This window comes from Paenibacillus hamazuiensis (genome assembly GCF_023276405.1).
Lineage (GTDB): Bacteria > Bacillota > Bacilli > Paenibacillales > NBRC-103111 > Paenibacillus_AF > Paenibacillus_AF hamazuiensis.
Genome location: NZ_JALRMO010000001.1, coordinates 2,563,245 through 2,579,088, shown reverse-complemented (window position 1 = coordinate 2,579,088; position 15,844 = coordinate 2,563,245). Strand labels below are relative to the sequence as shown.

At 51.6% G+C, this 15,844-nt stretch carries 8 protein-coding genes; 7 read left to right on the top strand and 1 reads right to left on the bottom strand.

Annotated elements, in window-relative coordinates; genetic code table 11:
* The first annotated feature begins 498 nt into the window (after window positions 1-498).
* Window positions 499-3,114: a phosphoenolpyruvate synthase gene (ppsA, locus tag MYS68_RS11400; RefSeq protein ID WP_248925957.1), complete on the top strand. Its 2,616-nt coding sequence runs from the start codon at window positions 499-501 to the stop codon at window positions 3,112-3,114.
* Window positions 3,115-3,173: 59 nt separating this feature from the next.
* Here the strand turns inward: ppsA and MYS68_RS11395 are convergent, their stop codons facing one another.
* Complete coding sequence (locus tag MYS68_RS11395) at window positions 3,174-4,061, bottom strand: LysR family transcriptional regulator (protein WP_248925956.1); 888 nt, start codon at window positions 4,059-4,061, stop codon at window positions 3,174-3,176.
* Between the two features lie 158 nt (window positions 4,062-4,219).
* On the opposite strand from MYS68_RS11395, the gene MYS68_RS11390 reads away from it, so the two are divergent.
* The 6 genes from MYS68_RS11390 (at window position 4,220) to MYS68_RS11365 (ending at window position 15,830) form a co-directional block, all read left to right on the top strand.
* Complete coding sequence (locus MYS68_RS11390; protein WP_248925955.1) at window positions 4,220-4,873, top strand: pyridoxine/pyridoxamine 5'-phosphate oxidase; 654 nt, start codon at window positions 4,220-4,222, stop codon at window positions 4,871-4,873.
* 98 nt (window positions 4,874-4,971) lie between these two features.
* The gene (locus MYS68_RS11385; protein WP_248925954.1) at window positions 4,972-6,744 is read left to right on the top strand and encodes a serine/threonine-protein kinase; all 1,773 of its coding nucleotides are present in this window, start codon (window positions 4,972-4,974) and stop codon (window positions 6,742-6,744) included.
* A gap of 203 nt (window positions 6,745-6,947) precedes the next feature.
* Window positions 6,948-9,797, top strand: coding sequence for a cyclic nucleotide-binding domain-containing protein (locus MYS68_RS11380; RefSeq protein WP_248925953.1), 2,850 nt, complete (start codon window positions 6,948-6,950; stop codon window positions 9,795-9,797).
* The gene (locus tag MYS68_RS11375; RefSeq protein ID WP_248925952.1) at window positions 9,794-10,660 is read left to right on the top strand and encodes an HlyD family efflux transporter periplasmic adaptor subunit; all 867 of its coding nucleotides are present in this window, start codon (window positions 9,794-9,796) and stop codon (window positions 10,658-10,660) included. Before MYS68_RS11380 ends, MYS68_RS11375 begins: the two co-directional genes overlap by 4 nt.
* Before the next feature lie 65 nt (window positions 10,661-10,725).
* Entirely contained in the window at window positions 10,726-12,936 is a 2,211-nt protein-coding gene (locus MYS68_RS11370) for an NHLP family bacteriocin export ABC transporter peptidase/permease/ATPase subunit (protein ID WP_248925951.1), read from the top strand.
* On the top strand, window positions 12,933-15,830 hold the full coding sequence (locus tag MYS68_RS11365) for an NHLP bacteriocin export ABC transporter permease/ATPase subunit (protein ID WP_248925950.1): 2,898 nt from the start codon (window positions 12,933-12,935) through the stop codon (window positions 15,828-15,830). The genes MYS68_RS11370 and MYS68_RS11365 overlap by 4 nt, the downstream gene beginning before the upstream one ends.
* The last annotated feature ends 14 nt before the right edge of the window (window positions 15,831-15,844 follow it).

Here is a 15,844-nt window from a genome sequence, read left to right as displayed (position 1 = left end):
GACATACAGGTGTGCCATCCGGTAAGGTTTGGCCTGGAATATTCGGTGGTTTGCACGAAAGCAATGTTTCGAAAGAAATCTGTTCATGAGAGCAAACTAGAGGTTTGGAATAAACTTTTTTCTCCATATCACTCACTCCATTTAATAGGATAGTTACAGAGATAATATACATCAACCGGGAGGTCGATTGGTGTCAAATTATGGTTATGAAAAGTAATGAATTTATAGTTATGAAAAGTAATGGGAATTGAGATGGTAAAGGATAGGACTGCCGGGGAACTAGGCAGTAACGGAGTTCAGATGCGGAAAATGAAAAAAAGAACCTGGGTATTTTCGTCAGGTTCTTATAATTGCATATAAACAGACATGATGATATAATCAGATTACATCTTTGTTTATTACATGGACATAATTAGTGCATCTTACACTTTAAGTGTACCATGCCGGTAAGCTCTTGTCAAATGTTTTTTCTCAATTTAATGGTGAGGAGAGATTTGAATGAGTTCTTTGGTTCTCGGTTTTCAGGAAATGGAACAAACGCAGCTTTTGCTCGTTGGCGGAAAAGGGTTAAATTTAGGGGAATTATCGAAAATCGAAGGAATACAAGTACCGGAAGGTTTTTGTGTTACGACACTGGGATACCAAAAGGCCATCAAACAAAACGAAACGTATCATGCTTTGTTGGGTAGACTAAACATGCTGAAAGTGGAAGATCAAGTTCAAATTGGTGAAATCAGCAGGAAGATCCGACAACTCATTGCGGAAGCAGAAATTCCTTCCGATGTTGTGACAGCAGTGGCCCATTATCTCTCCCGGTTTGGCGAGGAACAGGCTTATGCCGTGCGTTCCAGTGCGACTGCTGAGGATTTGCCGCATGCTTCCTTTGCCGGTCAACAAGACACCTATTTAAACATCATTGGCAAAGAAGCGATCCTGCAGCATATCAGCAAATGCTGGGCTTCCCTGTTTACGGACCGCGCGATCATTTACCGTATGCAAAATGGATTTGACCACAGCCAAGTTTATTTGTCCGTGATCGTTCAAAAGATGGTTTTCCCGCAGGCTTCAGGGATTTTATTCACCGCTGATCCTGTGACCTCCAACCGAAAGCTGCTGTCCATCGATGCCGGTTTTGGACTAGGAGAAGCACTGGTCTCCGGCCTGGTATCTGCCGATTGTTATAAAGTTCGCGATGGGGAAATCGTCGAGAAAAGGATCGCAACCAAAAAATTGGCAATCTACGGACGAAAAGAAGGAGGAACAGAGACCCGGCAGCTCGATCCCGATCAGCAAAATATTCAAACGCTTGCTAACGAGCAAATTTTACAGCTGGCACGCATCGGAAGGCAGATCGAAGCTTATTTCGGCCAGCCGCAAGATATCGAGTGGTGCTTGGCTGATCATACATTTTATGTTGTCCAGAGCCGGCCGATCACGACTTTATACCCGATCCCGGAGGCTAACGATCAGGAAAATCACGTTTATTTATCCGTCGGTCACCAACAAATGATGACAGACCCCATGAAACCATTGGGATTGTCTTTTTGGCTGTTAACGACTCCTGCATCCATGCGTGTAGCCGGTGGAAGGTTGTTTGTTGATGTTGCACCGATGCTGGCTTCACCTGCCGGCAGAGAAACGATATTAAATACACTGGGACAATCCGATCCGCTCATAAAAGACGCACTCATGACCGTATTGGAGCGAGGAGATTTTATCAAAGAGTTACCGAATGATGAAAAAGAAGTAAGCCCGGTTAAAAGCAATAAAGGTAGGCCGCCAGCGGATTATCAAACATTAATCGACTACGATCCGACCATCGTTTCCGATTTGATTGAGCGTAGTCAAACATCGATAGAAGGGTTAAAACAAAACATCCAGACGAAATCAGGGGCGGATCTGTTTGATTTTATTCTGGAAGATATCCAGCAATTAAAGAAAAGCTTATCTGATCCGCAAAGCTTTGGTGTAATTATGACTGCGATGAATGCTTCAACATGGATCAATGAAAACATGAACAAATGGTTGGGTGAAAAAAACGCGGCAGACACGCTTTCTCAATCGGTACCAAACAATATTACTTCGGAAATGGGTCGGGCGCTGTTAGATGTCGCAGATGTGATTCGTCCATTTCCGGAAGTGATTGATTATTTGCAGCATGTAAAAGATGATCACTATTTGGATGAACTGGTTAAGCTGGATGGCGGACAGGAAGCTGCGGAAGCTATCTATGCCTTTCTGCGCAAATACGGAATGCGATGTGCCGGAGAAATCGATATTACCAGAACCCGCTGGAGTGAAAAGCCGATGACACTGGTCCCGACGATTCTGGGTAATATCAAAAACTTTGAGCCTAATGAAAGCAATCGGAAATTTGAGCAGGGGCGGCAGGAAGCTTTGAAAAAAGAACAAGAGTTATTGCATCGATTGAGGCAATTGCCGGATGGCGAGCAAAAAGCGAAAGAAACGAAACGAATGATCGATCTCATCCGGAATCTGGCCGGTTATCGGGAATATCCCAAATACGCGATGATTCATCGTTACTTCGTTTATAAGCAGGTTTTAATGAAAGAAGCCGAGCGACTCGTACAAGCGGGCGTTATTCATGATAAAGAAGATATCTACTATCTCACTTTTGAAGAACTTCACGAAGCCGTGTGCACAAATAAACTGGACTACCAAGTCATCGGCAGACGAAAAGACGAGTACAAATTATATGAAAAGCTAACGCCTCCGCGTGTTATCACGTCTGACGGTGAAATCATTGCAGGCAAGTACAAGCGGGAAAACCTCCCCGCCGAAGCTATTGTTGGTCTGCCTGTTTCTTCCGGAGTGATAGAAGGAAGAGCGCGAGTCATTTTAAACATGGAAAATGCCGATCTGGAAGATGGAGATATATTAGTCACCTCCTTTACTGACCCAGGCTGGACACCATTGTTTGTATCCATAAAAGGCCTTGTCACCGAAGTGGGCGGACTGATGACCCATGGAGCCGTAATCGCACGAGAATATGGCTTGCCGGCCGTTGTCGGAGTGGAGAATGCTACCAGGCTGATTAAAGACGGGCAACGAATTCGCGTGCATGGAACGGAAGGGTATATCGAATTATTGTAATGGCTGATTGGTAACAGCACCTGTAAAGGTGCTATTTTTTTTAAAACTGTTTGCAACACCTAGGCGCCCTCCTGAATCAACTTCAAGAAATTCGTGACGACCGCAGGTAATGGTTCATCTTTTCGTGTACATACGGCGATTGTATTTTGTAAGTGTACACCTTCGACATAAACGCGAGATAATTCGCCGCGCTCAACATATTCACGCACAACCAGGGAAGAAATGAAGTTTGCTCCATATCCGGCAATGACTGCTGTTATCGCTTCATGCAAACCGTTGAATTGCAGGGTAATTCTCGGGGAAGGTGCACTGTATGTTCGGCATAATGCCAGTAATCTTTCTCTCGTTGAACTTCCAACCTCGCGCATCACAAAAGGCACCTGCATCATCTCGGATAATGTAACTTGCCGATTCGCAAATCCGTGACTTGGTGCGACAACAAACCATAATTCGTCCCGAAACAATTCTTCCGCCAAAATCGAATTCGGATATTTTTCCGGCAAGCCGCCATAAATAGCTAAATCAACTTCCATATTCAAAAGCTGCTTCAAGGCATCGCTTGAATTGGTTGTCGTAATAGTCATTTCTACTTGCTCATATTGCCGTTTGAATTTTCCAATCCAGGTCGGGAGAAGAAAATGAGCGGGCAAATACGTCGCCGCGATTCGAATATGTCCATTCGTACCATCGCGGTACTCTTGACAGAATTGCTCGATTTGCCGTTCTGCCGCAAAAAGTCTGTCGGCGAGTAATGAAAGCTTTTCGCCCGCATCCGTTAGTGCAATCCCTCTTCCTCGAGGTTTAATAAGAGAAAGAGACAATTCTTTTTCAAACTTCTTCATCTGCGCAGTAATAGCAGGCTGACTAATATTCAATAATTCTGAAGCGCGGGTCACGCTTCCTGTGGAAGCTATCACGTGGAATAAGCGCAATGCATGCAGATTCATATGATCCTCCTTGATTCATATATTTAGTATATGATTTGGCCAGAAATATATATTATTATTATAAATTTATATCTACTACAATAAAATCAAAAAGTAAAATTCAAAAAGACCAGCACACCAGCGCTGAACGAACCAAAAATATCGAGAGGATGATCGATATGACCAGCCCAAAGCAACTGCTGAGAAATTTAAAATCGTTGTCCGGTCCTTTCCTTTCATTTGATGTAAAACAGCTGCCGGAAAATCCGGGGGAATTGTTCTTGCGGTGGTTGAACCTGGCAATCGAAAACGGTGTGAAAGAACCTCATGCGATGACCCTTTCTACCATTGATGCCGAAGGCTGCCCGGATGCCCGTGTATTGATATTGAAAAATGTGGTCGGCGATAAATTTTACTTCGCTTCAAGTTCCGAGAGCCGAAAGGGGCAGCAGCTGAAACGGAATCCGAAAGCGTCGTTAACATTCTATTGGCCTATTCTGGGCAGGCAGATCCGTTTGCGGGGGACGGTCGAGGATTTGGGAGATGAGGCCGGTGCTGCCGATTTCAAGGAGCGGTCGGTGGAAGCCCGAGCTGTTGCGCTAATGGGAAATCAGAGTCAGGAGCTTGAAAATGAGGAGGAGCTGGAGTATTCACTTGCTAGGCAGAGGGAAAGGATAAAACGAACTCCGGAAATAACAACCCTCAATTGGAGGCTGTATGCGATGAACGTTTGGGAGGCGGAATTTTGGCAAGGAGATATTCATAGAAAGCATACCCGGATTCAATATTACTGGGTTGATGGGCAGTGGAAACATCGTAGGCTATGGCCTTAATACGGTCACGGTTGCCAATCCAGGATCCAATTTTTAATTAAAGGGTCATGAAGCTTTTGCTATAATGAAGGAAACAATGGCATCAAAGGAGATTCTTCATGATTATAACCCCTGGTTACCGCTTCCTCCATCTGGTTTACGAAGATGATAATATATGGATTTGTTATGCGTATTCGGAAGAGTTATCCCGCGTCGTTTTGTGGAAAATGGTGAAGGAAGGGCCCCGCGCCATGATTGAGAACGCGAAGCTGATTCATGAGTACGAAACGCTTTCTCTACTGCAAATGGAGGGGGTGCTTAAACCGCATACCTTGCTCCGGCAGGGAGGTTCGATGGTGCTGCTGTTTGACATCATCAACGGGATTGTGCTGCGTCAATATATGGCTTCAGGTCCGATTGAACCGCTCTATTTCTTGAAGATTGCTGTAAGAACTGTCGAAATTGTGGAGGAGCTGCATCGGCAAGAGCTGCTGCACATGAACCTGCGGCCGGATACGATTCTGTTGGTGCCGGAGTCGATGCAGGTGTGTCTCACGGGTTTCAGCGATGCGGTGCCGATCCGGCAATCGCTCCATGCGACGAGGCTGGAAGGGTATCCTCCTTATATGGCACCCGAACGCGTCACTGGGGTTGGCCGGCAGTTGGACGGCCGAACGGATCTATATTCCCTCGGTGTTACGTTCTACGAGATGCTTGCGGGGCAACTGCCCTTTCAGGCTCGGGAGCCGCTTGAATGGGCCCATGCCCATATTGCCAAGCAGCCTCCGGCGCTGTCGGACACGTATGGCGTATCGAGGCCGATCGGTGCCATCGTTTCCAAGCTCCTCGCCAAAACCCCCGAAGACCGCTACCAGAGCGCAGCGGGGTTAAAGGCCGATTTGCAGCGGTGTTTGGACCAACTGGAGAAACAGGAGGAGCTGAAGGAATTCGAGCTCGGCCTTTGCGATAAGCCGGCCTGGAGTCCTGAAGATGAAGGAAACGGGAAGATCGTCACGTTATCCCAATCTTCAGACGTTGTTCCGGTACCGGCTCAATTGCTGGATTCGGTTGCAGCTATCAGCTCTACGCCGATCAGACAGAACGGGGTTACGCCGTTCTCCGACAGCGGTTGTTCACAGATGCTGGATCTTGCGGCCGTATTCAAGGCATCGCAAATTTTTGCGTCAGTGGGTGACCCTCATGAGCGGGTTCGCTTGCTGATGCTGCTCCTGCTGGAACAAGCCGGCGCGTCGAGAGGGTGTTGGGTTTCCCTTCGACAAGGCCGGTTCACCGTGGAGTTGGCCGCGGCATTGACGGCCGATCACAGCTGGTCCATTGAATCCGCCCCGGTCCCATTGGAGCATTACACAGGGGCCAGCGCTGAGATTATTCAGGAGACAGCGGCAAGCAGGTCGGTAACCTGCTTGGGGGAGGCGGCTGCGGCGGGAAGTTATGCGAATACGGATTATGTTAAACGGACCGGGCTGCGGGCGGTTATGTGTTGTCCGATCCCGACGAATGAAGAAGACACGATCTTGCTATATATGGAAAATCATCTGTTTATAAATGCCTTCTCCATAGAACGGATTGGTACGCTTAAAATGGTAGCCATGCAGTTGTTTTATGCCACTCGGCTTGTCCCTGCGCAAGAGCGAAAGCTGTCGGCGCCGCTTCTGCAAGACGGATTGCCCACTGATTCTTCACTGACCGCCCGCGAATTGGAAGTGCTGGAACTCATGGCTGCCGGTCTTTCCAACAAGGAGATCGCGGTCAGGCTTATTATTGCGGCGGAAACGGTGAAGGTTCATATTCGAAATATTTACGGCAAATTAGGCGTTAACAAAAGAATGCAGGCCGTAGAGACGGGACGCATGTACGGCCTGATCTTCTAGGTCTTGCACCGTAGAAATAATACCCCAAGCGATATACCCCAAATGGGGTATATACATGTTCTGAAGCAAGCTTATAATTATACATATGAGCACTAAAGTGAAAAAACAAAAAGGAAGAGCCGGAATGCGTGCTGGACATGCTTCGGCTTTTTCATTTGTTAGGGAATCATGCGTGCAGGCGGTGCATGGAAGGGGCTACGCAAATGAATAAACTAACATTTCTGGATATACCGCTGTTTGAAGGTTTGGATCGGGTACACAAGGCAACGCTGCTGCAAGAATTTACCCAACTCAGCTACAGCAAAGGGGATTTACTATTCGAGGAGGGCGAGTTCGGCGATTCCTTGTACATCATTATGCAAGGCAAGGCCCGAATATATTTGGGATCGGGTGCAAGCGAATCGACACTTGCGATCTTAGGGGAGAAAGAATACTTCGGTGAAATGGCTTTGCTCACGGGAGATCCGCGTTCGGCGTCCGCAATGGCCGAGAGCGACCTGGTCGTACTCAAGCTGTACAAGGAATCATTCGACCGGATTTTGTACGGGTACAACGCGCTTGCCGTTCAATTTGCCGGCATACTTGCCAAACGTCTCGCTCAGGTGAACCGGCAATCGAGATCAGATGAATTGTCGCACGATACTCCCGTGGTAACCGAAACGATGGTGTCCGAGGGTATAGGGGCAACAGGGACGATCTCGCGTCAAGCCGAGCAGTCGGGAGGTATTCATACCGCTCAGGAAAATCGGCGGTCGCCTCTTTACCGGGCGCTGAGTATGACGGTTTCTCTTCTTTCCGGCGCGCTTTGTTATTATGTGATGCAAGCAGGCAGCCAACCTGTAGCGGTATGCGTTATCGGGGCAATTTCCTTAACCTCCTTTCTGCTCGTGGCTTGCAGGCTGGCTTCACTGCCGCTAGCGTCCGCGTTCATCGCGGCCGCAGCCGTGTTGATGCCGGGTATCGAGTTCGATAGTGGAGCCGCCGCTTCCGTCGGTTCCCGGTTGATCACGGCATTGGCGCTAGCGATGTCCGCGCAAGCGGTTTACCGAACCGGAGTCGTGCAGCGTCTGCTGCTAAGGGCAGCTTTGTTTTTTCAGGGAAAAGGCATGCGGTTTGGAGCCATCATAGAGCTAATGTCCGTGTTATCGGTGCTGCTGCTTCCTTCCTCCAGGCTGCGAAACGAAGCATTCGCATGTTTGCAGCTAAAGGATAGGGAAAGTTGTCGTTCGGATGCGTATTCCATTTTGTTTATACAATCATCCATCTTGTGCTGGTTTGCATTGGCAATCCTTCCCGCCTCTCTTGCGAACGATAATGGCTTTATGCAGTGGATGGTGGCCGTATTGCCTGTTGCAGCGATAATGGTTTTGTCCAATGTGGTCATTATGTTCCTGAGGCGGGAGGAGAAACTCGCGGCGCCCGACCATTCCATCATGACAGCTCAACTATCGATTATGGGCAGTTGGTCGATCAAGGAAACGATCGCTTTGATCATTATGCTTGGCGGCAGTATGGCTATGGCATTGGCGCCTTGGCTTGGCGTCAGTCTGCTGGTCGTCAGCCTGCTTATGGTGCTAGCATTCGCCGCTTGCGGACTGCTCGGCAAAGAAACCGCCGGAGAAGTCAGATATGAGCCGTTTATCGTTTTTGCCTTGCTGGGGGGAGCGGCCGCCATGTATGAAGGCGTCGGTATACAGCGACTGACCGCCGCGTGGGTAAACGAGCATATGACGGCAGTAGTTGCCCTTCTTACGCTGTTTGCCGTCGTTTTGCTTCTTAGCCGGTTTATTCCCCCTATGATGGCCATCTTTGCAGGGTTAATTTGTATCGGCGCCGGCTCCGTCGAAGCAGGGGCGAGTCCGGCTCAAACGGCAGTGATAGCTGTGCTCGCTTCACAATGTCAGTTCGGCGGACTGTTCGCGAAAGGGGAGCGGAATCTGTCCGTTGTTCTTAAAATCATTCCCGCCTGCTTGGCGGTCCTGCTCACGGTTCCGTTATGGCACTGGGTCCCGCAAGGGTCCGAAATGTCGGCGTCATCGTCCATGCCGGCTATGAAGGTTGGCAGCGATGAGGTGCTTCAGGTGCCGTTTGCTGTAAACCTCCCAAAAGATGAAATCATAGCAGCCTCCATTAAGCAAGGAGTTGAGCTGGCAGTGGCGGACTCGAGGCTGCGCTCCGCTTCACCGTCTCTGGAGCTGATGCCGGATTACCGGGGCGGGAGGGAAACGGGGCCGGGAGATGCCCTGCCCCCTGTGTTCGCAATCTCCGCAGCAGATCAGGATTTCGGGGGTTCGCAAAGCATACCTGCCTTCATCCTGGATGGAGCCGAAGCGGCCTCGAAGAACACTATCGCGCTCACCCCAACGCCGGACGTTTATGCTAAGGAAGTGACGGAACTGCTTTCTCGACAAGGCTATGGCAAAATCGTTATTTATTACGAAGATAGCGATTGCGGCAAGCAGTTCGCGGCGTCGCTCGAGAAAGCGGCTGATCGGAAGGGGATCGCAGTGGTGGACAGGTTGATCCGAATTGCCGCTCAGTCGGCTCTGACCGCATCTTGGGACCGTTGGAAGCTTCTGGGGACGGAAGCTGTGGTTGTTTACGACGGCAGCGGGGCTATGACCGGCGCGATCGGCGCCGACATCCGCTTAGCAAATGCGAAATTTCCGCTTATCGTCGGACCGTCGGTCCGAGGCGTGGAATTTCTTTCGGCGTATGAAGGCGAAGTGTACGGTTTTACCGACTTCGACGTCAATGCGTCAAGGGTACAAACGGCGGCTTTTGTCGAGAGGTACCGCAATGCCTACGGCACTGCGCCTAGCCGTCAAGCCGCGGCTGCATATGATGCTGTCCGGCTGATGGCCTTATCCGCGGGTCTGGCCGGTTCGGCAGAACCCGCCCGTATGTATGAGACGCTTATTGGGAGCGGCATTTGGGAGGGAGCGATGCGCCGCTACGAATTCAACACAGGCAACGCGGCTGACAGCGGAAAGCTCGTACACATACTTTCATTAACACCGAAATCAGGACGAACGGAGGGAGTCACGCGATGAAACCGGCTATTTTCCGGCAGTCCTCCTTGGAGAAAATGTCCTCACCCGAGAAGCTGGATGTGCTGATGACCATCGCCCGCCCAAGGCATTGGATAGCACTTCTGTCCGTTTTCATGCTGCTTGCCGCATTTTTTACGTGGGCGGCGGTCGGAACGGTTACCGTGAAGATGAGCGGAAGCGGAGTATTCCGGCTGCACGACGGCTTAGTCACTGTTGTACATACCTCCGCGGGACAAGTCACGGATATAGGGGTCAAACCCGGCGACACCGTACTTCGAGGCGAAGCGGTTGCGCGGATCTTCGATCCTTCGTGGCCTGAAGCCAATACGCGGGAAGCTTCTCCCGACAGTGCACAGCGACTGCTTCTCAAATCGAAAGTCGTTAGCATGCAAAATGGCAGGGTGCTGAAAGTTCACGTGCAGCTTGGGCAATGGATCGAGCCCGGCCAGCCGCTATTTACGCTGGAAGCGGAGGGCGCCACAGACAAGTTCGAGGCTATCGTTTACGTTCCCGTAGAGCAGGGCAAGAGTCTGAAGGCAGGCGTACCTGCAAGGGTATGGCCGAACCGCGACCACGCCAATGCGAACGGAGCCATATTCGGCGAGGTCGCAGCCATATCGCAGGTCCCCGCCGGGCTGGACGATATGGAGCAGACGATTGGGAATCGCGAGCTTGCCGCGAAATTTATGGAATCCGGTCCCCTGTTGGAGGTCCGGGTTGTTTTACAAAAGGATCGCACGCACCCGACCGGCTTGCGCTGGACCGCCCAGCGTGCGGAGCCGAGATTAACACTGCGGACGGGAATGCTGATCTCTGTTGATTTTATCGTTGGCAAAGCTCATCCGATCGACTGGATTTTCTAGAAGCATCATTGTTCATCGTCAGAGCTTCGGCGAGAAGCTTAATTGCGCAAAGAGGTGATCTCGAAGTGAAGGCGTCGTTATTATCCAAGATTCGATTCGGTACCCGTGCGTTTACTCCGACGCTTCTCCAGATGGAAGCGGTCGAATGCGGTGCGGTTTCGCTCGCGATCATTCTCGCTTATTACGGGCGCCATATCCCGATAGAGACGCTCCGGTATGACTGTGGGGTGTCCAGAGACGGCAGCAAAGCGAGCAATATATTAAAAGCGGCTCGAAAATACGGCATGGAAGCCAAAGGATACAAGAAGGAGCCTGAAAGCCTCAAGTCTTTGAAACCTCCGTTTATCATTCACTGGAACTTCAATCATTTTCTGGTGGTGGAGGGCTTCTCCGGCAGCAAAGTGTTTCTGAATGACCCTGCTCATGGACCATACTCGGCAAGCCTTGAGGAGTTCGAAAGCTCATTTACGGGAGTCGTGCTAACCATGGTACCGGGCGATTCGTTCGTTCGGGAAGGGCGCCCATTTTCGGTGAACTCGTCCTTGATTCAACGGATGAAGGGGTACGAAATGGAAATGGTCTACCTCTTTATCGCCGGTCTCGCGTTGGCGGGTACGGGCGTGATCATCCCGCTGTTCCTGAAATTGTTCGTAGACCGGATGCTGCTGGCCGGACAGATGGAATGGATGGGTGCACTGCTTCTGGGCATGCTCGTTACCTTGATTCTCCGTTTGCTATTGACCTATCTAAGACAGTATACGCTGCTGAGACTGGAAACGAAATTTTCCCTCAGCCTTTCGGCTGCTTTCGTCTGGCACATCCTGAAATTGCCCGTCGGTTTCTTTGCGCAGCGGTTTGTAGGGGAAATCGCGGGAAGAGCGCAAGCGAACGACAGGATCGCACATTTTATGACGGAGAAGCTTGCCGGTGCCGTTATCGATACACTATTGATAGGATTTTATTTCACCTTCATGGTGCTTTACGATGACAGATTAGCGCTGGCCGCCTTGCTGGTCGCCGGACTTAACGTGGCTTATTTGCTTTATGTATCGCGCAAACAGGCGGATCGGAATCAGAAGCTGCAGATGGATCAGGGGAAGCTCTGGGGGGCTTCCATAGCCGGACTTATCAATATGGAATCCCTTAAGGCCAGCGGCCGGGAGTCGGACTTTTTCGCGCGCTGGGCTGGACATCAAGCCAACATGACGAGGACGGAGCAAATGCTGGGCGTATCCAATCAGTACTTGTCGGCGATTCCTGTACTTCTTGAGCAGTTGAATCATGTTGTCATTCTCGTGATCGGCGGATTTCTCGTACTGAACGGTTCGTTTACGGTCGGGATGCTGCTCGCTTTCCTTGGCTTTACCGCCGGGTTCCTTACACCGGTTAACAATCTGGTGTCGATGGGCGGGGAGGTGCAGGAGATGCGGGGGCATTTATCCCGGCTTGACGATGTGCTTAAGCATCCTGCCGATGCGGCTCATTCCGCTGCAGCGGAATCCGGCGGGGAGAAGGAGCTTCAAAAGCTGCCGCCCAAGCTGTCCGGGACACTTGCGGTTCGGGATGTTACGTTCGGTTATAGCCCGCTCGATCCTCCGCTTATTGAACAGGTTACCTTAGAAATCCTTCCCGGCACTACAGTTGCTATCGTCGGCGGATCCGGCAGCGGCAAGTCGACGTTGTCGAAGCTCATCTCGGGATTATACCAGCCATGGAACGGAACCGTTGAATTCGACGGTCGGCTGAGATCCGAGTTGCCCCGTCATGTTTTGGTCAATTCCGTATCGCTGGTCGATCAGGATATAAGGCTTTTCGAAGGAAGCATACGTGACAACCTCACGTTGTGGGATCAAACGATACCTGATAAGGTCGTCGTTCAAGCGGCTAAGGACAGCTGCATTCATGAGGTTATTGCAGCAAGGCCCGGCGGATATGACCATCTGCTTGAGGAAGGCGGCCGAAATTTCAGCGGAGGACAGGCTCAGCGGCTGGAAATTGCCAGAGCGCTCGCGCAGCAGCCGTCCATTCTCATACTGGATGAGGCGACCAGCGCTTTGGATCCGGAAATAGAGGCCGCTATCTATTCGAATATTCGCAAAAGAGGCTGCACCTGTATCATCATTGCCCATCGGTTAAGCGCGATTCGGGATTGCGACCGCATCGTCGTGCTGGATCGGGGGAAGCTCGTTGAGTCGGGTACCCACGAGGAATTAATTCAACGCGACGGATCTTATCGGGAGCTGTTCCATGCGTCGGAGAGGAGTGAGGCTTCATGAACCCAGGCGGGATTAATGACGCCGGAGAACGGCGACATTACCGATTAAGGACCTCGTTTATGCTGCCGGAGTCTTCTTCATTATTCATGCATTACATCGAGCAAGGATCGGTGGACCTTTATACGGTCAAAATCGACGAAGGCAAAGCAGCAGGCACGAAATCGTATGTTCTGACGGTGGAGTCGGGGCAAATTTGGTTTGATCTTCCGCAGACCGAGGAAGGCGAGTTTGGCTGGATTGCCGAAGTGATGCCGGATACCGTGTTGGCGAGCCGCCGTTTCGAGAACCTTACCGATGCTATGGGATATGACGGGGGGCTCGACCAGCTTCAGGCGGCGGATTTGCTGAACGAATGGCTTCTTCGCCTGAGCTCAGCTGCCGCAGCCGAAGCGGCGCCTGTGAAAGCCCAGCAGGTGGAGCCCCTGTCCGATATTGTCGTCTGGGAGCCGGCGGTATTCACCTCGGAAGCTCAGGTGGTCTGGGTTAGCGCCCAAGACGGTCTACCCGGTTTGTGGCAGGATAGCGGCTTGCCTTCGGTGCCGCCAGGGGTATACGTGCCGCTCATGCGCTCCGTATGGGCGTATTCCCCCAAAGGCAATCGCCTGCACACCGTGAATACCCAAACGCTGCTGATGCAAAACGGCTTGTCCGAATCGCTGCATTTCTTTCACCGGCTCACGGTACGGAAACTGCTTCACCAACTGCATAACGAGGAGAAGGAAGAAAAGATCAGGATCGCGAAGCGGCTGAAGCAGGATGAACTCAACATGGAGGAAGCGGTAAGCCGTTTTTCGGCGGTTGCCGATAAGAATGGCATCCGGTCGATGGAAGATGAAACGGATCATCGCGATCCGCTGCTCTTCTGCGTTCGCTCGGTTTGCGAATACATTGGCATTGAGCTAATAATACCGAAACGGTGGGAGAAGGGCCGCAGTGCGGAGGACTTGTTCCGTGAGGCCGGCATTCGCACTCGTAAGGTCGCGCTCCGCTCAGGGTGGTGGCGCGAAGACAACGGACCGCTGCTCGCCTTCCGCGAGGACGGCATGCCGGCGGCGCTGCTGCCGGTCGCCGGGAACTCCTATGAGATGAGGAGCGAGGCAGGGGAGAAGCCGGTCAACGTCACGGAGAGCCTTGCATTGCAATTGCGTCCGTTCGCCTATGAGCTGTACCGCCCGTTGCCTTATCGTTCCTTGATGCCCAAAGACATCGCAAGTTTTCTGCTTACACCCAGAGCGAAGAAGGATATGTCGTGGGGGTTGGCATCAGGGTTAAGCCTCGGTTTGATAGGCCTCATCTTACCTGCTGCAACCGGAATGATCATTGACCGCATTCTCCCATCGGCAGAGCCCGGCCAGCTGTTTCAGGTCATGGTGCTGCTGATGTGCATAGCCTTTGCCGGATTCGGTTTCCGGGTTACGCAATCCATGGCTTGGCTTCGGTTGTTAGGGACGTGGGAAACATCGCTTCACAGTGCGACCTGGGATCGGCTGCTGAATATGCCCGTAGGTTTTTTTCGCCGATACAATGCCGGGGACTTGGCCAGCCGCATCGGGGGAGTGAGCGCCATCTTTCATTTACTATCCGGCTGGCTCATATCCGGGATGACGATTGCGCTTTTTTCCACGCTGCAATTCGGATTGCTGTTCTGGTATCAGCCTAGACTGGCTTGGCTGGCGGTGCTGCTGACGGCTGTCTATACGGTTTTTTTCGTTATGATTAGCATTCGGCTGCTGAAGCATACCGAGCGTAAAACCGAGCAGGAAGGAAAGGTAGGCGGATTGCTGGTTCAGTTGCTTGCCAATCTGCCCAAGCTGCGCGTGGCCGCAGCCGAGCAGCGAGCTTTCAATCGGTGGAGCAGAGCATTCAGCGCACAGCGCGCCCATGGTTACCGGCTGCGCGAGTCTGCCAACCGGCTTATCGTCGTTAACAGCGCATATCCGCTTTTATCGAGCCTTGTGCTGTTTTGGATGATTTCATCCACGGACATACGGATGAATCCGGGCTCTTTCGCCGCCTTTCATGCCGCATACGCGACCTTGATCGGTTCGGTCATCGCCTTCTGTGCTTCGTCGATTCCGCTGTTTGAGCTGAAGCCGCTGTACGAGCGGGTCAAGCCGCTCATGAAGGAACAGCCGGAGACGGAAGCGAAACGGGAGGATCCTGGGGATTTGAAAGGGGCCATTGAGCTGAGCGAGGTTACATTTCGTTATGACGTGAACGGCCCGCCGATACTCGACAATGTATCGCTGCACATCAAGCCTGGGGAATATGTTGCTGTTGTCGGCGCTTCCGGCAGCGGTAAATCCACACTGCTGCGTCTGATCATCGGGTTCGAAAAGCCGGAGCAGGGTGCGGTGTATTTCGATGGTAAGGATTTGAGCGGGTTGGACCTTCGGGCCGTACGGCGACGATGCGGCGTCGTGCTGCAGAACGGCCGCTTGTGGGCCGGCGATATCGCGCAAAATATTATCGGCCAAAACAGCGAGTATACGGTAGAGGACGCCTGGAACGCAGCGGAATTGGTTGGGATGGCCGAGGAAATTGGCCAGCTTCCCATGGGGATGCACACCGTCCTTTCGGAAGGCGCAGGAAGCTTATCCGGGGGGCAGAAACAGCGGATTCTGATCGCCCGTTCCATTGTTCATAACCCGCGGATCGTGCTTCTCGACGAAGCTACCAGTGCACTGGACCAAAAGTCTCAAGAGAAAATAACGGAGATGCTGCGCGGCATGAACAGTACGAGAATCGTCATTGCCCATAGGCTCAGTACGATTGTTCACGCGGACCGAATCGTCGTGATGGATAGGGGGCGGATCGTGCAGCAGGGCAGCTACGAGGAACTCATGCGGCAGGAAGGGCTGTTTGCCCGGCTCGCTTTGCGCCAGGTTGTCTGATTTTGTCAAAAGAT